General features: G+C 73.3%; 15 protein-coding genes. 7 read left to right on the top strand and 8 right to left on the bottom strand.

Annotated elements, in window-relative coordinates:
• The first annotated feature begins 9 nt into the window (after positions 1-9).
• The 4 genes from U8525_RS29125 (at position 10) to U8525_RS29110 (ending at position 5993) form a co-directional block, all read left to right on the top strand.
• Positions 10-1866, top strand: coding sequence for a patatin-like phospholipase family protein (locus U8525_RS29125; protein ID WP_374269971.1), 1857 nt, complete (start codon positions 10-12; stop codon positions 1864-1866).
• On the top strand, positions 1863-2831 hold the full coding sequence (locus U8525_RS29120) for a 3-oxoacyl-ACP synthase III family protein (RefSeq protein ID WP_374269970.1): 969 nt from the start codon (positions 1863-1865) through the stop codon (positions 2829-2831). The genes U8525_RS29125 and U8525_RS29120 overlap by 4 nt, the downstream gene beginning before the upstream one ends.
• Complete coding sequence (locus U8525_RS29115; protein WP_374269969.1) at positions 2828-3598, top strand: lysophospholipid acyltransferase family protein; 771 nt, start codon at positions 2828-2830, stop codon at positions 3596-3598. The genes U8525_RS29120 and U8525_RS29115 overlap by 4 nt, the downstream gene beginning before the upstream one ends.
• A gap of 127 nt (positions 3599-3725) precedes the next feature.
• Positions 3726-5993: a hypothetical protein gene (locus U8525_RS29110; protein ID WP_374269968.1), complete on the top strand. Its 2268-nt coding sequence runs from the start codon at positions 3726-3728 to the stop codon at positions 5991-5993.
• Positions 5994-6011: 18 nt separating this feature from the next.
• Here U8525_RS29110 and U8525_RS29105 read toward each other — a convergent pair whose 3' ends face one another.
• Complete coding sequence (locus U8525_RS29105; protein WP_374269967.1) at positions 6012-6554, bottom strand: DUF2378 family protein; 543 nt, start codon at positions 6552-6554, stop codon at positions 6012-6014.
• A 406-nt stretch (positions 6555-6960) separates the two neighbouring features.
• On the opposite strand from U8525_RS29105, the gene U8525_RS29100 reads away from it, so the two are divergent.
• Both U8525_RS29100 and U8525_RS29095 read left to right on the top strand, forming a co-directional pair.
• Positions 6961-7698: a 3-keto-5-aminohexanoate cleavage protein gene (locus U8525_RS29100; protein WP_374269966.1), complete on the top strand. Its 738-nt coding sequence runs from the start codon at positions 6961-6963 to the stop codon at positions 7696-7698.
• A 66-nt stretch (positions 7699-7764) separates the two neighbouring features.
• The gene (locus tag U8525_RS29095; protein WP_374269965.1) at positions 7765-8625 is read left to right on the top strand and encodes an SDR family NAD(P)-dependent oxidoreductase; all 861 of its coding nucleotides are present in this window, start codon (positions 7765-7767) and stop codon (positions 8623-8625) included.
• Here U8525_RS29095 and U8525_RS29090 read toward each other — a convergent pair.
• Together U8525_RS29090 and U8525_RS29085 are read right to left on the bottom strand one after the other, a co-directional pair.
• Positions 8615-9478, bottom strand: a complete 864-nt coding sequence (locus U8525_RS29090) for a methyltransferase domain-containing protein (RefSeq protein ID WP_374269964.1) — start codon at positions 9476-9478, stop codon at positions 8615-8617. The genes U8525_RS29095 and U8525_RS29090 overlap by 11 nt on opposite strands.
• Before the next feature lie 7 nt (positions 9479-9485).
• On the bottom strand, positions 9486-12965 hold the full coding sequence (locus tag U8525_RS29085; RefSeq protein WP_374269963.1) for an AAA family ATPase: 3480 nt from the start codon (positions 12963-12965) through the stop codon (positions 9486-9488).
• A 255-nt stretch (positions 12966-13220) separates the two neighbouring features.
• Between U8525_RS29085 and gor the strand changes: the two genes are divergently transcribed.
• Positions 13221-14651, top strand: a complete 1431-nt coding sequence (gene gor, locus U8525_RS29080) for a glutathione-disulfide reductase (RefSeq protein WP_374269962.1) — start codon at positions 13221-13223, stop codon at positions 14649-14651.
• 143 nt (positions 14652-14794) lie between these two features.
• On the opposite strand, the gene U8525_RS29075 is transcribed toward gor, so the two are convergent.
• The 5 genes from U8525_RS29075 to U8525_RS29055 form a co-directional block, all read right to left on the bottom strand.
• Entirely contained in the window at positions 14795-15265 is a 471-nt protein-coding gene (locus U8525_RS29075; RefSeq protein WP_374269961.1) for an NUDIX hydrolase, read from the bottom strand.
• The gene (locus U8525_RS29070; RefSeq protein WP_374269960.1) at positions 15262-16671 is read right to left on the bottom strand and encodes a DUF2380 domain-containing protein; all 1410 of its coding nucleotides are present in this window, start codon (positions 16669-16671) and stop codon (positions 15262-15264) included. Before U8525_RS29070 ends, U8525_RS29075 begins: the two co-directional genes overlap by 4 nt.
• Positions 16672-16942: 271 nt before the next feature.
• Positions 16943-18265: a hypothetical protein gene (locus U8525_RS29065; RefSeq protein WP_374269959.1), complete on the bottom strand. Its 1323-nt coding sequence runs from the start codon at positions 18263-18265 to the stop codon at positions 16943-16945.
• A 45-nt stretch (positions 18266-18310) separates the two neighbouring features.
• Positions 18311-19555, bottom strand: a complete 1245-nt coding sequence (locus U8525_RS29060; protein ID WP_374269958.1) for an RNA polymerase sigma factor — start codon at positions 19553-19555, stop codon at positions 18311-18313.
• Positions 19556-19559: 4 nt separating this feature from the next.
• Positions 19560-19907 (bottom strand): YciI family protein, encoded by a 348-nt coding sequence (locus U8525_RS29055; protein ID WP_374269957.1) that lies wholly within the window; start codon positions 19905-19907, stop codon positions 19560-19562.
• Positions 19908-20053 lie beyond the last annotated feature (146 nt).

The raw sequence follows: 20053 nt of genomic DNA, 5'->3' as shown, positions 1-20053 counted from the left end.
GGGCGACGCATGGCTTCTCCCCTGACTGTCGATGAGCGGCGTCGGTGGCTGTACTCGTTGAAGCAAGCCCCCGCGCTGCGCCACACGCGCGCGTCCGTGCTGCTCCGCCTGCTGGAAAGGGCCCGGCGGGTGGAGCCCCTGCCGGGCGAGGGCCTCTGCCGCGAGGGCGAGCCCGTGGACGGCGTCTACCTCCTGCGCTCGGGCGAGTGGCGGGTGACGGCGGGAGGGACGGTGCTCCTGCACCTGCGCCCGGGAATGTCGCTGGGCGTGGAGGCGCTCGCGCGCGGCACGTGGCCCGTCACGGTGACGGCGGAGTCCGCGTCGCACGCCCTCTTCCTCCCCCGCGCGGAGCTGGAGGCGGTGGCGGCGGTGCCCCGACCTGGAGGCGCGGGGGCGGGCACGGCGCCGCGCGCGGACGTGGTGACGTTCCACGCGCGGGGGCTGGAGCTGCCGCCCGCGGTGCTGTCCGTGCTGGTGGAGCAGGTGGCGAAGGTGATGGTCCACGACTTCGGGGACCGGGTGCTGCTCGTGCGCGCGGGGGGGACGAAGCGCGGGGACCGCGCGGTGCGCGGCGCGGACGGCGTGTTCCGCCGCACGCTGCGCCCCCACGCGCCGCTCCTGCTGGAGGGCGAGGACTTCGACTGCGTGCTGGTGGAGGGCGTGGCGGTGCCGGACGCGCTGAGGCCCCGGGAGGTCCGGCTCGTGCCCCCCGGCGGCGAAGGGGACGGCGCGGGGACGCCGGGCGCGCCGGTGCTGCCCACGGCGCTGGTGTCGCCGTGGCGGCCGCAGGGCAGCCCGACCCTGCAGGGGCGCCCGCTGTCGGAAGAGGACGGGTGGGACGAGCACGCGCCGCCGCCCGGGTGCCGGCTGCGGCTGGACTGGGAGCGGCTGGTGGTGCGGCCCGGGGACGCCCGGCCGCTGGCGGCGCTGGGCCTGGACGCGGGGACGCGGGACGCGCTGTCGCGGTGGGCGCGCGCCATCACCGGCCGGCGCGTGGGGCTGGCGCTCAGCGGCGGCGGCGTGTGGGGCTTCTACCACGTGCACCTGCTGCGCCGGCTGGCCGCGCTGGACGTGCCGGTGGACCTCCTCAGCAGCGCCAGCATGGGCTCGCTGGTGGGCGCGTACTACTGCGGGACGGCGCGCGACGGACGCGAGGGCCTGGACGGCCTGCGCCGGCTCCAGCACCGCGCGCGGGGCGGGCACCTGTCCGCCGCGGCGCTGTCCTCGGTGGTGACGACGCAGGCCATGGAGTGGCTGGTGCGCGGCGACCTGGGGGACCTGGCGCTGGAGGAGCTGCCCGTGGGCTTCCTGCCGGTGACGACGGACCTGACCACGGGCCGCTGCGTGGTGCTGGAGAGGGGGCCGCTGGCGCTGGCGGTGCGCGCGAGCGGCTCCGCGCCGGGCGTCTGGGCGCCCACGCTGCAACCTCCCGCGCGCTACGTGGACGGGGCCTTCACCAGCATGGTGCCGGTGGACGTGCTGCTGGAGGCGGGCGCGGACCTGGTCTTCTCCAGCAACATCTTCCCCGCGGGCCAGCACCACGCCGCGCGGCCGCTGTTGCCCGGGGCGGTGGGGCTGTTCCTCTCCGCGCTCAACCCGCTGGCGCGGGCGAAGGACCTGCTGGCCAGCGGCGTGCTGCTCCTGCACCGCAACGGCGACCTGGAGTCCTCGCGCGGGGACCTGCGGTACGACGTGGGCACGCGCGACCATCCGCTGCTCGGGGCCATGCGCTTCACGCACGTGGACGCGGTGCTGGACGAGGCCGCGCACGACATGGGCCTGGAGCAGAAGCTGCTGGAGCTCAAGCAGGCCTGGGAGGCGCTGCGCACGCGCGGGCACCCGGCCAGCGGGAGCCGGGCCGCGTGATCCCCGTCCGCATCCTCGGCACCGCGAGCGTGCTGCCCGGTCCGCCGGTGACGACCGCGCAGGTGTGCGCGCGCGTGGGCCGCGACGCGGCGGCGGTGGAGCGCAAGACGGGCATCCGCACGCGGCACTTCGCCCCGGAGGGCACGCGCGCGGCGGACCTGGGGGCCCGGGCCCTGCGGGGCGCGCTGGAGGCCGCGGGGCTCCCCGCGACGGCGCTCCGGCGCATCCTCTTCGTGTCGTCCATGGGCGGGGACGTCATCACGCCGGCCAACGGCAGCCGCGTGGCGGCGGCGCTGGGGCTGTCCGGCACGTGCGACGCGATGGACGTGGGCAACGCGTGCATGGGGTTCCTGAGCGCGTTCGACCTGGCGGCGCGCTCGGTGGCGACGGGGCTGGGGCCGGTGGGCGTGGTGTCCGTGGAGCTGCTGTCGCGCACCACGCGGCCGGAGGACCCCCGGCCCTACCTGGTGCTGGGCGACGCGGCGGCGGCGGTGGTGCTGGGCGACGCGCGGCCCGGCGAGGGCGTGCTGGGGGTGGCGCTCGGCAACGACGGCACGCTGCCGCCGGACGTCGTCCTGGAGAACCCGCACCAGGCGGGCGGGCTCGAGCCCATGCGCTTCCTCACGCCCGCGCGGGACATGACGCGCGTGGCGCTGGGGGCGCTGACGCGCGCGGCGTCGGAGGTGCTCCAGGGCGCGGGGCTGGCGGTGGCGGACGTGGAGTGGGTGCTCACGCACCAGCCGAACGGGAGCATGTTCGCGGCCATCCTCCAGGCGCTGGGGGTGCCGGTGGAGAAGAGCGTGACGGTGGTGGACACGGTGGGCAGCGTGGGCTCGGCGTCGCTGGGCACGGGGTTGGATCGGCTGTGGCGCACGCGGCCGGTGAAGCCGGGGGACCGGGTGCTGATGGTGGGCGTGGGCGCGGGCGTGGCGCACGGCGCGGTGCTGTACCGGGTGGGCGGGTGAGCGTCACGGCGACGGCGGCGAGGGCCGCGTGGCTGACGACGTTCCGCCTGCTCCAGCGCTACCACCGCTATGAAGTGGTGAACCTGGAGCCGCTCCTGCGTCCCGGCGCGAAGCTGCTGGTGGGCTACCACGGGCGGCCCCTGGCGGTGGACCTGTGCATGCTGACGGTGACGCTGCACGACCACCTGGGCTACCTGCCGCACGGCATCGCCCACGGCGCGTTCGACCGCATCCCCGGCATGCGGCGGGTGGCGGACGGGCTGGGCTTCGTCACGGGTGACGGCCCGCTGCTGGCGGAGGCGGTGAGGCGGGGCGAGCACGTGCTGGTGCAGCCAGGAGGCACGCGCGAGGGCTGCCGCGACTTCCGGCACCGCTACCGCGTGGACTGGGGAGAGCGGCTGGGCTACCTGCGCCTGGCCGTGCGCTACGGGCTGCCCATCGTGCCCATCGCGGGGCACGGCATGGACGACGCCTACGTGGGCCTGAATGACGGCTACGCGTGGGGCAAGCGCGTGGGGATGCCGGGGCGGCTGCCGCTGTGGCTGGGCCTGGGCGCCACGGGCCCGTGGCCGCTGTCCCTGCCCTTCCCCGTGAAGATGATCCAATGGGTCGGCGAGCCGCTGACGCCCCACCTGGCCCCGGGGTTCGACGCGGAAGACCGGCAGTCACTGCTGACGGTGCACCGCGAGGTGACGGGCGCGGTGCAGGCCCTGCTGGACGCGGCGTGGCCCGGGCGGCCCCGGGGCCGCCCGGATGCCAGGGGCTGAACACTCCCACCGCACCCGGGTGAGGCCGCTTTCACGGTGAGGACAGTCGCACCTCCCTGGCGCCGGAAGCGGCCAGGCGGGGCTCGCGGCAATGATCCCCAGCCTCATTCCATGGCTGGGGGGCCTCATGAGCTGGAGCATCCACATTCCCGCGGTGAACACTCTCAAGCTCGCGCTGGGCAACGCCGCGCACGAGCAGGCGCTGGGCAACGCCGAGCTGAACGGCAACAAGGCCATCCCCATCCAGGGCGGCCAGGTGTCGCTCACGGGCGCCTTCAAGGTCCCCGTCGAGCTCTTCAACGACCGGGACGACAGGGACGCCCACGGCATCATCGGCGTGCCCCCGAAGGAGTCCGACGGCTCCACGGTGGAGCCCCTCTTCTCCCCGGACGGGGCCGCGTGCTGGCTGAAGTACGCCGCGGAGCTGAGCGCGGAGGCCAACGGCCAGGGCTCCTTCCCCTTCGTGGAGCTGAGCGGCGGCGGGGCGCTCCAGGTGCAGGTGGCGGACTACCGGCGGCACGCCGCGACGCAGACGCTGGAGGCCGCGCTGGGCTCGGACGTGAAGTCGCTGCGCCTGCCCTTCGTGCTGGGGGACGTGCAGGCGCTCCAGCCCGGTGACGCCCTGTCGTTCCAGACGCGCGTGGCGCTGAAGACCGGCGTGAAGGCGTCCTGGTCCGCCATCAGCACGACCCTGGTGGCGGCGCTCGCGAAGCGGCTCGCCGGCCAGCTGGTGTTCGAGCTGAAGGCGGAGGCGGGCGCGTCCATCGGCGGCACCGTGTCGCTCCAGGACGAGTTCCGCCTCGTCTTCTCGCGGCCGGAGGACGGCGGCTCGTTCCGCGTGTCGGTCCGCAAGGCCACCTCGGACTCCGCGGCGGCCCAGGTGTCCGCGGGCGTCTCGCTGGGGTACTCGTCGCCGCTGCTCGCGTCCATCCTGGGCGCCGTGGACTCCAAGGCGCAGGACGCCCTGAAGGTCGTCGAGGGCCTGGAGCAGGGCTCGCTCCAGCCCGCGCTCCTACAGCTCGCCGCCGCGCTGCTGAAGCAGCTGGGGTTCCTCAAGTCGGCGGAGCCCACGCTCGCGTCGGTGACGGCCGCGTATGAGGAGCTGAAGGACTTCGTGGAGAGCGTGGTGGGCGGCGCGCTCAAGGCCGGCTTCGAGTACGAGTACGCGCGGAGCACCGAGGACGCGACCCTCCTGGAGCTGGAGGTGCCGGAGGCGGAGCTGGCGGGCGCGCACGGCGCGCTCCTCTCCGGCGACCTGGCCTCCATCCAGCGCCGGGTGGATGACGCCTGGACGCGGCGCTACTTCCACATGAAGTCCGTGGAGTCCCAGCGCGTCTGGGGCCTGGGCCTGGGCTGGCGCGACCTCGACTTCGCCTCGAACGAGGACCGGCGGAAGCTCAAGGCCGTCGTCCAGCACGCGTCCCGCGACCACCGGCAGGGCCCGCGCCGCTTCGCCTTCCTGGGGGCGCGCAGCTACACGAGCTCCGGCGTGCTGTACGGGAAGACGTCCCGCTGGGGGCTCGACTTCAGCGCGCAGATGCCGAGCTTCAGCCTCACGCCCAGCGCGGACGAGTTCGAGTACTCCCTCTTCGCCCAGAGCCAGGTGGAGGACGACCTGACGAAGGAGCTCATCCAGCGCGCGGTGGACGGGGCCACCGTCTGGGGCGCGGTCCGGCCGGAGGACGCGCCGGCGCTGGTGGACCGCATCTTCCGCGCGGCGCCCGCCGGCACGAAGTCCGCCACGCGGCTGGACCTGCGCGTGGACAACCCGAGCTTCCGGCGGCTGCTGGTGAAGCTGGGCTCCGAGCCCGTCTTCGAGCGCAACGCCTTCGCGAGGGCCCTGGCGCGCGCCCTGCCCCGGGCCAACCAGCCCGTGCGCGCCAGCCTCCAGCGCCGGGAGGAGCTCTACATGCCGCTCTGGGACGCGTACCTCAAGGACGGGGGGAAGGACTGGACGCTCGACCGGGCGAAGGCGAGCGTGGCCTGGCACCTGAAGACCCAGGCGGGGGCGGACGGCTTCGTCGCGTCACACTGGGAGCAGAGCGGCGCCACGGGCACGTTCTCGGACGTGCTCGTGCAGTCCTCGCGCTACGGGGGGGACCTCGGCGGCCGCCCCTACGGGAAGGTGTACGCGTTCTGGCGGGACCTGCTCGACAAGCTCATCGCGCTGAACAAGGCCATCCAGTCGGAGGCCGTCATCGCGGAGAACGACTCCAGCTCCGCCGTGCAGCAGGTGTTCGCGGCCCTGGATGACCTGCTCTGCGACGACTTCCGCGTCGCCGCGTTCGTCGCGTGGATGGATCAGCTCGCCATCCGGTGGAAGCTGGGGTCGGGCGTCCAGCGCCTGCTCCAGGTGCGCGTGGGAGCGCAGGAGTTCGTCATCTCCCACGGCTGACGTCTCCGGCCCGCCGCGCTACCAGCGCATCCGGTACGTCGCGGAGGGCGCCGCGTGGGCCTCCACCACGGTGGTGAGCCCCTGCACGCCGGTGGTCAGCGTCCCGAAGTGGCAGAGGGCGCCGAAGAACTCCGGGTGGAGGCCCGCGTCGTTCACCTTGAGCCGGTAGTCCGTGGGGCCCAGCCGCTCCACGTCCACCCGCACGAAGTTGCTGCCGGAGGCCATGTTGCGCGTGGTGCGCTCCAGCGTGCGCGCGGGGCCCAGGATCTTCAGCACCGCTTGCAGCGCGCGGCCCATGCTCGTGGAGAAGTAGGCCTCGATGAACCGCTCTCCCAGTTGCCAATGCGCCTGGGGGAGCGGGACGCCCGGGAAGAGCGCCTCCGCGGAGATCCGCAGCCACTGGTACCACTGCGCCTTGGGATACGCGGGCGCCCGCTTTCCCTCCACGTCCAGGCCCGCGTCCTTCAACCTCGCCCGGAGCGCGGCGTCCAGATGCCCGTCCAGGGCCACCAGCAGGCCTTCCACCGTGTGGCCGAACACGACCTCGTCCTGCGGACTCACGACGTGATGCTCCTTCGCCACGCCTCGGGGGCGAGCCGTGGATGCACCCTCCATGGGTAAACGGACTGGCGTCGTGAAACAACTGATCCGTGACGGCTCAGGTGTATTTTTCCTGCCGTCACACGAAGCAATTCACGAAAGCCTTTCACGCTGCCCAGGGGAGCCAGGCTCTCTACTTTTTCGTGACTTCACTGACTTGTGTTCAAGACATGTTTCAGTGTCATCAGCGCGCCCGGGAGGTCACGGGGAGCTCCTCCCCCATGGCGCGGGGCTGCGTCCCTCTTGGGTAGATGGTCACGGCCCCGGGGACGGGCGACCCCGCCCTTCGTGCGGCGAGACTTCCACCAGCGAACGGAGCCGCTTCCAGGCGCCCGTGGGCGGCGCCATCCGTGGCTTCATCCCGCACATGTTGCTCAAGGCCTGCCTCAATGGAGCCCGCGCCGCGGCGGATCATCCCCGGCTGCCCGTCACCCCCGGCGCGCTCGCGCGGGACGCGGTCGCCTGCCACGCCGCGGGCGCGGGCGCGCTCCACGTGCACCCGCGAGCGGCGCACGGCGGTGAGTCGCTGGACGCGGCGGACATCGGCGTGGCGGTGGCCGACATCCGCCACGCCTGTCCGGGCGTGCCCGTGGGCGTCAGCACCGGCGCGTGGATCCTCCCGGACGTGCAGGCCCGCCGCGCGCGGATCGCCAGCTGGAGGGCCCTGTCCCCCGGCACCCGGCCCGACTTCGCCTCCGTCAACCTGTCCGAGCCCGGCTGGGAGTCCATCGCGGACGCGCTGCTCGACGCGGGCATCGGCGTGGAGGCGGGCGTGTGGTTCCCGGAGGACGTGCCCCGGCTGACCGCGTGGCCCCATGCCCCGAGGTGCCTGCGCCTCCTCGTGGAGACGCAGTCCTCCCACCCCGAGGCCGCGTGTCAGGAGGCGAGGACGCTGGTGGACCTGCTGCGCGCCACGGGGCTCACGCGGCCGCTGCTCGTGCACGGCGCCGAGGGCGGCGCGTGGGCCGTGCTCGAGTGGGCGCGGCGCCACGGCTTCGACACGCGCATCGGCCTGGAGGACACGCTCACGCTCCCGGACGGCCAGCGCGCGGCGGACAACGCCTCGCTCGTGGTCGCGGCCGCCCGGCCCCTGGGCGGGCGGTGAGTCCCCACGGGCCGCGCGGGCATCTCCCGAGCCCCGCCGCGCCCGACTCCCTATGATGGAGGCACCATGCACGAGCCTCCCCCAGCAGGCGGATCTCCTCCAGCAAGGGAGGAGGACCCGCCGCCCCCGGCATGGACGCTCATCCTGGGCGCCTCCTCCGGCACGGGCGCGGCCATCGCGGAGGCGGTCGCGCGCCGGCCGGGCCTGAACGTCTTCGGCGTGCACCGGGGCCGCTACCCGGACACCGCGCGCGCGCTGGAGCTCCGCGTGCGCGACCTGGGCCGGGACGTGCACCTGCGCCAGGCGGACGCCTCCACGCCCGAAGCCGCCGAGGCCGGCGCGGATGAGCTGCTCCAGCGCGCGGGCCCCCGCAGCGTGAAGCTGTTCGTGCACGCCATCGCCGGCGCGTCCGTGGGGCGCTTCCTGTCGGAGGGCCCGGACCGGCTGCACCCGCGCCGCCTCCAGCGCACGTTCGACTGCATGGCGCACTCGTTCGTGTACTGGGCGCAGTCGCTGGTGAAGCGGGACCTGCTGGCCCCGGACGCGCGCCTGCTGGGCTTGCAGAACCCGCTGGATGAGACGCACCTGGGCAACACCGGCCTCATCAGCGCCGCCAAGGCCGCGCTGGAGATGTACGTGCGCCACCTGGCCATGGAGCTGGGCCCGAAGGGCCACCGCGTCAACCTGCTCAAGTTCGGCACGGTGATGACGCCCGCGCTGCGCCACGTCTACTCGCCGGAGGCGCTGGCCCGGCTGGAGGAGCGCCACGCGGCCATGAACCCCGCGGGGCGCATGGCCACGCTGGACGACGTGGCCCGCTTCGTCACCGTGCTCGTGGGCGACGACGCCGCGTGGTTCAACGGGGCCACCATCGACTTCACGGGCGGCATGACGCTGCGGCTGCTGGACCTGGTGCTCAACCCGTGACGGCCGGAACGCGGAACGTGAGGCAGTAGTAGAACGGTGACACCTGCTCCTCGATGACGCCCTCGGAGCCCTGCGGCAGCAGCGCGCGGGGGCTCTTCGCCTCGCGCGTGTAGAACGTGAGGGCGCGGAAGGCGGCGCGCTGGAACAGCGACGGGCGGAAGGCCGCGTCCAGCTGCTCGTCCACCACCACCAGCGGCGTGCCGGGCCGCGCCACCCGCGCCATCTCCCGCAGCGCCACCGCGGGCTGGCGGTAGCTCCCGATGCCTCCGACGTGGAAGACGCGGTCGAAGGCGGCGTCCCGGAACGGGAGCGCGTGCGCGTCCGCGACGAGCAGGCGCGTGTCCTTCACGCCCCGGCCCTTGCGCAGCCGCTTCTCGCACTGCGCCAGCATGCCGGTGCTCAGGTCCAGGCCCCACACCTCCACGGGCAGGCCCGGCGGCAGCGCCCCCCGGATGCGCGGCAGGTTCGCGCCCGCGCCCACGCCCACCTCCAGCACGCGCACGGGCTGGCCGTCGTCGCGGGCCCGCAGCGCGCCCAGCTCCAGCCGGCGCATGTAGCCGTCGCGCATCCGCGACTCGGAGACGGACTGGAACAGCGGCGTGAGCACCGTCGTCAGCGGGTCGTGCAGCGCGGGCAGCCCGTCGTAGAGGTGGCGCATCAGGCGGTCCGTGCCCTGCACGCGGTCCTCGCGGTACAGCCGGGCGAGCCCGTCCTCCACCACCCACGTCTCGCCGCAACGGCCACAGAGCAGGCGCCCCTCGTCCAGCCGGTCGTCCTCGCGCTGCCCGTGCCACACCAGCGGGCCCCGGCAGTCCGGGCAGGCCAGCAGCGCTACGTCCTGCACTCGCATCATCGCTTCGTCACCCTGCCGTCCCCTGTTCGGCCAGGGTGCGCGCCAGGTCCTCGCGCGCCCCCAGCCGGGTGAAGTCCTCCGCCGCCTGGCGCAGCAGCTCCGCGCGCGCCGCGTCGTCCGCGGGCAGGCGCCGCGCCCACTCCAGCCGCGCGCGCGCCGCCTCGTAGGGCGTGCCGCGTGCCGCCGACGCCACGATACAGCGCTTCCACGCGCGGAGGGCCTTGCGGTGCCGCCCCGAGAGCCACGCCTCGCAGCCGCGCCACAGCCACGCGGCCGGCTCGCCGAAGGGGAACACCTTCGCGAAGCGCTCCACCTCCTGGAGCGCGGCCCGCGCGCTGTGCGTGAGCGCCTGGAGGCCGGGCCCGGGCGTCTCGCGCGACAGGAGGGTGAGCAGCACCTCCGCCACCGCCGTCGCGCCGAAGTAGACGAAGTGCGCCACCGGCTTGCCCGCGGACAGCCGCGCCAGCGCCTTCTCCGCCGCCGCGCGAGCGCCCGCCGCGTCGCCCTCGCGCAGGCACAGGAGCGCCAGCGTGCCGTCCACGATGATGCGGTCGGTGGCGCCGCCGTGCGCCTCCGTCCACGCGAGCGCCGGCTCCAGCGCCGCGCGGGCCCGCGCGTGCTCGCCCAGCCGCAGCAGCATGTGGGCCCGGTAATGCTGCGCCCAGTGCCGGGTCTGCGCCGAGCCCCGGCGCACCGCGGACGCCTCCAGCCAGTCCATCAGCGGCAGGCCCCGCGCGAACTGGCCCCGGTACATGGCGGACACGGTGAGCAGCGCGCGGCACTCCTCCGCCAGCCGCAGGTCTCCCACCGAGTCCACGATGGCCGTCGCCCGCGCCAGCCACGCCTCCACGTCCTGCCAGCGCGCCTGGTACACCGCGCACACGGCGTTGCGGTTGAGCACGTAGGCCAGGTCCGCCGGGCGGCCCACGCGCTCGGCCACCTCCTGCGCCCGCTTCACCCACGCGTCCGCCACGCGGTGCACCGGCACCGTGCCCGCCACCACCGCCATCACCGTGTAGCCGCGCGCCAGCTCCGGCGTGGGCCCCGCGGGCTCGCACAGGTTGAGCATGCGCAGGCCGCTCCACAGCACCGGCAGCGCCTCCTGCGCGTAGATGAACGCGTCGGTGAGCCGCATCAGCAGCCGGCCCGCCACCCGCCGCGTCTCCCGCCGCGGCGGGGAGTCATCCACGAACGCGTCCGGCCGGGCGCCCTGCGCGAGCCGCGACAGCGCCTGCCCCAGCGTGCCCAGCACCCACGCCACGCGCGACGCGGGCACGCGCCAGCCGAAGCGCGCGAGCGCGGACTCCGCGTGCACGCGGAAGGCCTCCAGGTCTCCCAGCTGGAAGCGCGCCTCCGCCAGCAGCGCCTCCACGCGGCCCTGCTCCAGCGGCGGGGCCTGGGGCGCCACCGCCAGCGCCCGCGTGAGCAGCGGCAGCGCTTCCCGGCACGCGCCCACCGCCAGCGCCTCCTCGCCGGCGATGCGCGCGTGGTGTGCCTCGCGCGCCGCGTCCCCGGCCTGCCCCCAGTGGTACGACAGCGCCGCGGCATGGCCCGTGGGGTGGGCCGCCTCCAGCGCCTGGGCCGCGCGCCGGTGGAGCGCGGGCCGGACCGCGGGGGACAGGTCCTCCAGCAGCCGCTCGCGCAGCTTGTCGTGCGCGAAGCGCCAGCGGCCGTCCGCCACGTCCAGCACCGCCGCCGAGGCGCAGTCGGTGAGCCACGCCTCCACGTCCACGCCGGGCGCGGCCCGCTCCAGCACCGCCAGGTCCAGCTCGCGGCCGAGCAGCGCCGCCACGTCCAATAGCTCCCGCGCCTCCCGGGGCACCTTCTCCAGCCGGCGGTGCACCAGCGCGCGCATGCCGCCCGCCCACACCCGCTGCGGCAGCGCGACGGCGCCCAGCCGGTCCAGGCCGCCCGCCTCCTCCGCCAGCGCGCGCACCACCTCCACCAGCAGGAAGGGGTTGCCCTCCGACTCGCGGCGCAGCAGCTCCACCACGTCCGGCCGGCGGCCGACGGCGCCCAGCATGGACTCGCCCAATTGGGCGATCTCCTCCGCGTTCAGCCGGTGCAGCTTCAGCGTGCGGGTGCCGGCCAGGCGCTCCGGCAGCTGCGGGGCCTCGTCGTCGCGGAAGCTCGCGAGCAGGAGCAGCGGCAGCCCCGGCGCCTTCGCCGCGAGCTGCGCGAGGAGCTGGAGGGACTCCGCGTGCGCCTGGTGCAGGTCCTCCAGGATGACCACGGTGGGCTGCGGCAGGCGGGCGAAGACGTCCTCCACCGTCTGGTGCAGGCGCAGCTGCGCCATGTCCGCGTCCAGCTCCGGCGCGGCGGACACCTCGCGGCCCACGAGCGCGTCCAGGTCCGGCACCAGCGGCCGGAGCACGCCCGCCTCGCGGTCGGAGAGCTCCGTGAGCATGGGCAGCCAGCGCAGCACGGCGCGCCACTCCTGGTAGGGCAGGCCGCCGGTGTCCACCGCCTGGCCGCGCAGCACCACCGCGCCGCGCACCAGCGCCAGCGAGCGCACCTCCTCCAGCAGGCGCGACTTGCCCACGCCGCTCTCCCCGCCGACGAGCCACGCGCCGCCCTGGCCCGCGAGCGCCGCGTCCAGCACCTCCGTCAGGTGCTCGCGCTCCGCCACGCGGCCCACGAAGCGCGCGGACTGGAGGAAGCTCTCGCGCGTGGCGGCGGACTCGGCGGGCCGGGGCTGGCCCACGGCGGCGCTCAGCGCGGTGATGACGGACTCCGCGTCGCGAGGCCGGCGGTGGGCCTCCGGCGCCACCAGCTGCTCCAGCAGGGCCTTGAGCGCGGGCGGGAAGCCCGGCGTCGCGAACACCTGGCCCGCGTGGGGCAGCCGGCCGAAGAACATCTGGCACGCCATGGCGCCGAAGCCGAACAGGTCGGTCAGCTCGGACGGGGGCTGGTCCTCGAAGAGCTCCGGGGCCAGGTAGCCGGGGGTGCCCGCGGGCTGCGCGCGGCGGCCCTGCTGGTCGCGGCCCACGGCCAGGCCGAAGTCCAGCACCTTCACCTGGCCGCGCACCACCAGCACGTTCGCGGGCTTCAGGTCGCGGTGGATGATGCCGCGCCGGTGCAGGTACGCGAGCGCCTGGAGCGTCTGGATGAGCAGCCCCACCTGCGTCGCCAGGGGCGCGCCCGCGCCGGCCTCCACCAGCGTGCGCGCGTCCTCCAGGAGGTCCATGGCCAGGTAGGGCCGGCCCTCCGCGTCGAAGCCGTAGTCGAGCACGCGGATGACGTGCGGGTGGCGCAGCGACACCAGCGTCTGGAACTCGTGGGCCAGCGACAGCGCCATGCCCTGCGTGGCGAAGGCGGAGGGGGTGCCCCGGCCGGGCCGCCGCGCCAGGTCCGCCACCGTCTTGTGCAGGCGCTTGAGGGCCACGGGGCCCGAGAGCCCGTCCTGCGCGCGCCACACGGTGCCCGCCCCGCCGCGCCCCAGCAGGTCGAGGATGCGGTAGCGACGGCCCACCACCTCCGGATCCATGCCCGGAGACGTGTCGGCGTCCGGAGCACCCGTCCGGGGGGAAGTCTGGCAGGAGGGGGGGTGAGACATGAGGGGGAGCCGCCCTGCCAGCAAGGATATCCCCCCTTCCCGTGCGAGAGGGGGATTGAATGCAACCGGGGCAGGCGGAGCGGGAGGCGCTCTGGACCCCGGGGAGCAGCCCGGCGGGCAGGGCCCGGCAGGGTTCCTTCCCGTTGGGGCGCTGAACCCCCATTTCTTGAAGCAGGGAGGACACCGATGGCGGGCTACGACTTCGACTTGTTCACACTGGGCGCGGGATCGGGCGGCGTGGCGGCCAGCCGGCGCGCGGGGGCCTCCGGGGCGAAGGTGGCCATCTGCGAGGAGGGGCGCGTGGGCGGCACCTGCGTGCTGCGAGGGTGCGTGCCCAAGAAGCTGCTCGTGTACGCGGCGCACTACCGCTACGACCTGGAGGACGCGGCGGGCTACGGCTGGACGGTGAGCAGCCCCGCGCTGGACTGGAAGAAGCTCCAGGCGGTGAAGGCGAAGGAGCTGGACCGGCTGACGGGCATCTACGGGCGGCTGTTGCGCGACGCGGGCGTGACGCTGGTGGAGGGCCGGGGCCGGGTGGTGGACGCGCACACGGTGGAGGTCGCGGGCAAGCGCTACACGGCGGAGCGCATCCTGGTGGCCACGGGCGGGCGGCCCTACCTGCCGGAGGTGCCGGGCATCGAGCACGCGCTCACGTCGGAGCAGGCGCTGGAGCTGCCCGCGCTGCCGCGCCGGGTGGCGGTGGTGGGGGGCGGCTACATCGGCGTGGAGTTCGCGGGCATCTTCGCGGCGCTGGGCGTGAAGGTGACGATGCTGATTCGCGGCGACACGGTGCTGCGCGGCTTCGACAACGACATCCGCGCGGCGCTGACGCAGGAGATGCGCAAGAAGGGCGTGGACATCCGCCCGGAGACGTTCGTCCAGGACATCGAGAGGCGCGCGGACGGCACGCTCAGCCTGCTGACGCGCATGGGCGACACGGTGGAGGTGGACGCGGTGCTGTACTCCACCGGCCGCGTGCCCAACACGCAGGGCCTGGGGTTGGAGGAGGCGGGCGTGAAGCTGAACGAGCGCGGCGCGGTGGTGGTGGACGCGCAGTCGCGCTCGTCGGTGGAGAGCATCTACGCGGTGGGGGACGTGACGGACCGGCTCAACCTCACGCCGGTGGCCATCGCGGAGGGGAGGGCGATGGTGGAGACGCTCTACCGGAACAACCCGGTGACGATGGACCACGAGAACGTCCCGTCCGCGGTCTTCAGCCAGCCGCCGGTGGGCACGGTGGGGCTCACGGAGCGGGAGGCCATCGAGCGCCATGGCAAGGTGGACGTCTACGTCTCCAGCTTCCGGCCCATGAAGCACACGCTGACGGGCCGGGACGAGCGGTCGATGATGAAGGTGGTGGTGGAGCGGGGCACGGAGCGGGTGCTGGGCTTCCACATGGTGGGCGCGGACGCGCCGGAGATCATCCAGGGGCTGGCGGTGGCGCTGAAGTGCGGCGTGACGAAGAAGCAGTTGGACGCCACGGTGGGCATCCACCCCACGGCGGCGGAGGAGTTCGTCACGCTGCGGGACAAGCGGCCGGATCCGTCGGAGAGCGCCACGCTGCTGGAGCTGGGCCGGGAGGTGGTGGCCACGCCGCCGGGGGATACGAGGGGATGAAGCGATAGGAACCCCGTGCAGGACGCGCCGTTACCCTCTATCGCCTTCATCCCAACCGCGTCGTCCCCTTCTGCTCCCTGGTGTGTCCCTTCAATCCACGTTGGAGGGACACATAGCGGCTCCCGCGCGGCTCGCTGGACTGGTCAGGCTTCCTCGTCAGGCAAGAGCGCGCGAAGCAGTTCGTCATCGGGGCCGAGCGGGCGCCAGCCGGGCGGTGGTGGATTCCCGCGAAGAACCGCCCTGGCCTGTCTGACCCGCTCCTTGTGAGAGTCAGGCGTATCGGCAGTCCAGCAACCAAGCGCCTTGGCGACCTGGAACCGAGACTCGTCGTCCATGACAGCCGGCCAGCCATTGGGGAGGCTCTCGGACAACTCACGCACGAGCACGTCACGCACAAAACGCGTGACCTGTTTGCGCTGCTCCGCCTCGGCATACAAGCCCCCCAGCACCTGCACCCCGGCGATGTCATCCCTTCCCAGTTCCTCGGCAAGTTGGTTCAGAGGAATGGCGGGGCGCGCCTCGGCAAAGGCGGTCAGCGAACTGAAGCCGCGTTCGCGCACACGCTCATAGAGGCGGGCCTTCCAATTGCCCTGCCAAGAACGTCCGTCGGTCATCGCGGTCCCGATTGAATGAATCTCATGGGGATGTCGTAGCGCTTCATGCGAGCCGCGATAATGCTCAGGATCTCATTCCGCGTCAGCGTGCGTCCCACTTCGATTTCAGTCTCACGCAATGCTTCCATGATCATCCTGTTCCACTCGCCGGGCCATGTGCGTCCCAGCTTCCAGTTTCCCCCGCCGTGAATGGCCTCGTGGTGGGCCTGCTCCAACTGGACACAGAACTGGTCGATGTCCATGTCGCCCGTGAAGCCGCGCTGCTCGAACCACTCGCGGTGCTCTTGTGGCAACACGTGGTGCTTCGGCGCGTCGGACATGCCCGCCCCGGCTCTGCCGGTTTCGTGCATCGCCCGGACCTCGGGGCTGTCCCCCAGCGCATCGCGCACACCCTTGGGCAGGTCCTCGGGCGCCTGCGCCATCAGCACCTGTCCACCGTGGATGAGCACGGCGGAGCCGACGGCGGGAACGGAGAGGACACCCGCGCGCACCAGCCTTCGCATCATCTCCACCCACTCGGCGGAGACCACCAGCCGGGAGCCCATCAGGACTCCGCCCGAGCCCATCACGAAACCCACGCCGAGCGTCGCGGGCGCCGCGGGGGGCAATCGCGGTAGCGACACCTTCAGCGTGGAGATCATGGCGAGCGTCTCCATCGCCTGTACCGCCACGATGACCTGCCCGCCGAGCTTCATGGTCGAGAGCGTCTCTCGATGGAGCGCGGCGAATTCACGGGTCAGTTTCCCCACCAACCCGGGCATCTCAACCGCCGCCGCCTCCACCCGCTCCAGGTCCTGCGCAGCAAGGCCCGCGAGCGTGGGCTCCATCATTCCCTGCACGCGATGCAGGTCGACGAAGAGCTTCTCCACGCTGCACATGGGACAATCGCGGAGCCTGGCATCCGCGAGGTGGAGGAAGTCCACCCAGGTGGCCAGGAGGAGCGTGCCGAACAGGGCCGCCTGGAGCTTCGGCCCCGTCATGCGCAGGAGCCCCAGCTCCATGTCCGGCTCCCCCACCTCCGAAGCCGCCCGTGTCAGCGCGGTGGCGCTCCCGAGCGCGCCACGCATCCACCTCAGCTGACTGGAGCCATGGTCGAGGTAGCGGGTGAAGACACCATGGAGGCTCCGTCCCACGAGGGCCGGAGGACGGGACTCCAGCTGCGAGAGCGCGGCTTCGACACCGCCCAGGGAAGACTTCACCTCGGCGATGCCAGTGAGCACGGCTTGACGCGTCTGGGTGGCGCTTCGTGCATCACCCCCAACAGCAACCTCCGCGCGTGCGCCCTGACGGCGCGACAATCGCTGCCGCGACTCCGAGGCCTCTCCTCGCCCATGCGCCTCGCGCGGCGTGTAGCCCAGGCTTCGAGTTCGTGGTGCGGAACCACAGCCCGTCACCAGCAGCACCATCAGCAACCCCGCCCCACTTCGCGTCACTCGCATCTGCGGCTCAGGCCCATCTCGGAAGGCCGCGGTGCAGGCACTTTCGTGTGACGAGACAGCGAAGCCCGAAACGACGAAAAGCATCGCCCCCAGCCCGAAGGCCTCCCCTCCTGGACGCCCCTACAATGCCCATCCCACGACAGGGAGGAGCGGCCAGCACAAGCACGCCACGAGCAGCGGCCATCCCCGCTGCCCCAGGTCCCTCCACTGCTCCTGGGAGCCGGACATCGCGGACGCCTCAATCCGTCTCGCCCAGGTCGAACGCGGTGGTGCCGTTGTGGTGCTTGCGCCTCGGGAGCTGGTGCTCCTCGCGGAGCTGGTTCTCGAAGAACGGCAGGTGCTCCGCCGTGCGGCGCTTGCGCAGCGCGCGGATGGTCTCGTGCTCGGAGGTGTTGCTGTAGGCGTGCTTCGCGTGCCCGTGCGGATAGACCAGGGGGTCCAGGATCATCCGCGTCGGATAGCGGTGCTGGAGGATGTGGATCAGCTCGTGCCCGTACACGATGAAGGCCGGCGCGGGGATGGGGTACTGCTCGCCGGAGTAGTTGCGCTGCGTGCTGTCGCGCAGCCCGGAGCGCATGCTCAGCCTGGAGCCCCGGCCACTGGCCTTCCCCGCGATGCCGGGCGCGGGCTCGGTCAGCATGTAGTCCTCGCCGTGACCGTCCTCCTCGTACTTGGGGAGCTCGTCCTTGATGTGGTCGATGCGACGGCCCAGCTCGTCCTGCCTCGTAGACAGGTCGGCGTAGGGCTTCGACGAGACCTTCAGCCGCTCGCGCAGCTCGCCCCACGGCTCGTTTCCGCGCCGGGCTTCGCCCTCCATCTGGGACAGCTGCCCGCCCACCGCCTCGTATTCCTCCTCCAGGGGACGCAACTGGTCGGTCATCTCCGTCACGCGCTGGCGGTTGACCGCCACCTGCTGGCGGAACCGGGCGGACGGCGTGAACGCCTGCGTCAGCACCAGCGTCACCGGCCACACCGGATCCTCGGCGGTGGAGGCGAGGATCCACCGCATCAACTCCCGGCCATGCGGCCGAGACAGCAGCCGGGCGTGGATGGCGCGCACCTCGCGGTTGCCACGCGCGAACCGGGGGTCGGCGGGCAGCGCCACCGCGCCCGTACCGTTGCGCAGCGCATCCCAGTCCGCGTCCAACTGCGCGCGGGCCGCGGTCCCCAGCGTCGCGCGGTCCGGCGTGAAGAGCAGCAGGTTCTTCGTGTGGACATAGTCCACCAGCTCGATGTGCTTCTCCTGGATCTCCACCAGGAGCCGCATCAACAGCCGGCGCGACGCCCTGGAGCTCGTGAGCCGCTCACGCTCCAGGTCGAACAGCCGGTACAGCAGGTGCTCCGCCGTATCGAGCGCCCTCAGGCGCGCGTCCACCCACGCCTGCTTGCCCGTGAAGTAGTACGTGGCCTTGCCACCCCAGCCGCTCCAGTCCGCATGGAACGCATCGAGCGCGGCGCAGAACGGCCGGACGAAGTCATCCAACCGGGACACGATGGGCAACAGCTGACGGGGCTCCATGCCCAGGTCCGACTTGAACTCCGCCGACGTGCTCAGCGCCATGTCCGCTCCCCATGTCTCGACGGGAGTGACGGTAGCACGCGCCCCCTACTCGCAGGCCCGGGCCCGCCCGAGCAGGTACTCCCGCTGCGGCGGCGTCCGGGCCAGCGCCGCGGCCTGACGGAAGCAATCCGCCGCCCGACTCCGCTCGCCCAGCTGCTCCAGCAACATGCCCTCCACGGCGAAGCGGTACGGATAGCGCCGCAGCACCGCCTCCGCTCGCAAGGGGCCCAACGCCTCCAGCGCCTCGGCCGGTCCGCGCACCCGTCCCAGCGCCACCACCCGGCCCAGCGCGACGATGGGCGACGGCTTGAGCGAGAGCAGCGCGTCGTACAGCCGCAGCAACCGGGCACTGTCCTCCGGCCCCGGCACGGACGCCTTCGCGTGCACGAGGGCGATCTCCGCCTCCAGGTGCAGCGGCGTCAGCACCGTCCCCATGGAAGCGCGCAGGTGCCGCAGCCCTCGCGCCATCCAGGGCGGTGACGCCTCCGTCCCCTCCCGCGCCTCCTGCGGCACGAACGCGCCCCGGGCATCCACGCGCCCTGGCAGCCGCGCGATCCGGAAGCAGAACAGCGCCGCCAGCGCGTGCCCCTCCGGCGTCGCGGTCCCCGGATGCGACAGCAACACCTCCACCAGACGGAGCGCCTCTCCACACAGCTCCGCGCGGGACAGGTCATGGCCCTCGGAGGCTTCATAGCCTTCGTTGAAGAGCAGGTAGAGCACGGCGTGCACCGAGCCCACCCGCTCCGGCAGCGCCTCCGGAGCAGGCACCTCCAGCGTGGCGCGGCAGGCGCGCAGCGTCCGCTTCGCCCGCACCCACCGCTGCGCCACGGTGGGCTCGTCCGCGAGCAGCGCGGCGGCGACCTCGCGCACGGAGAAGCCACACGCCACCTTCAACGTGAGCGTCACCTGCATCTCGCGCGAGAGCGCCGGATGGCAGCACGCGAAGAGCAACCGCAGCGCATCGTCCGGAAGCTCCGCCGCGAAGCGCGTGGGCGCCTCCTCCGGAGGCCCGGCGTCCTCTTCGGGCGCCGAGTCCCCCTCCGGCACCTCCGGCGCGCGCTGCCGCAGGAGGTCCGTCAGCCGGTTCAGCGCCACGCGCAGCAGCCACGCGCGCGGCTGCTCCGGAATGCCGTGGAAGCTCCACGTCCGCGCCCCCTGGAGCATGGCGAACTGCACCGCGTCCTCCGCCAGGTCCAGCCGCCCCAGCCCCACGCGCCGGACCAGGGCCGCGACGAGCCCCGCGGACCACCGGCGGAAGGCCAGCTCCAGCGCCTGCTCCACGGAGGACACGCCGTCAGACCTCTTCGATGGCGCGAAGCTCGACTTCGCCGTAGCGCAGGTGTGGACACGTCCGCGCCAGGGCCACGGCGGCGTCATACGACTCGGCCGACAGGATGAAGAAGCCCCCCACCACGTCCTTCACCTCCGCGTACGGCCCGTCCGACACGAGCACCTGTCCGCCCTGCTGCTTCAGGCGCCGGCCGCCGTCGTCGCGCAGCTTCTCGCCCTGGAGCAGCCGGCCCTCCTGGAGGAGCGCGTCGCTCCACCGGGCGTACTCCTCCAGGATGGCCTGGAGTTCGGCGGGGGACATGGCGGCGAAGGCGGCGGGGTTCTCGTGCAGCAGCATCAGGTAGCGGGACATGCGAGGGACCTCTCGGGGGACTCCACGGGTTTCGTCGAAAAAGACGGCCCACGTCGCGGGAGATCGACATGGACGCGAATCCTCCGCGAGACCTACCTCACCACCCTGCGCGCACATCCACTCCGTGGACAGAGAACACTCGCCTC

This window comes from Corallococcus sp. RDP092CA (assembly GCF_041903675.1).
In the GTDB taxonomy this organism is placed as follows: domain Bacteria; phylum Myxococcota; class Myxococcia; order Myxococcales; family Myxococcaceae; genus Corallococcus.
Note: the sequence above shows the minus strand (reverse complement) of the source record. Positions and strands in the feature narration are given on the sequence as shown.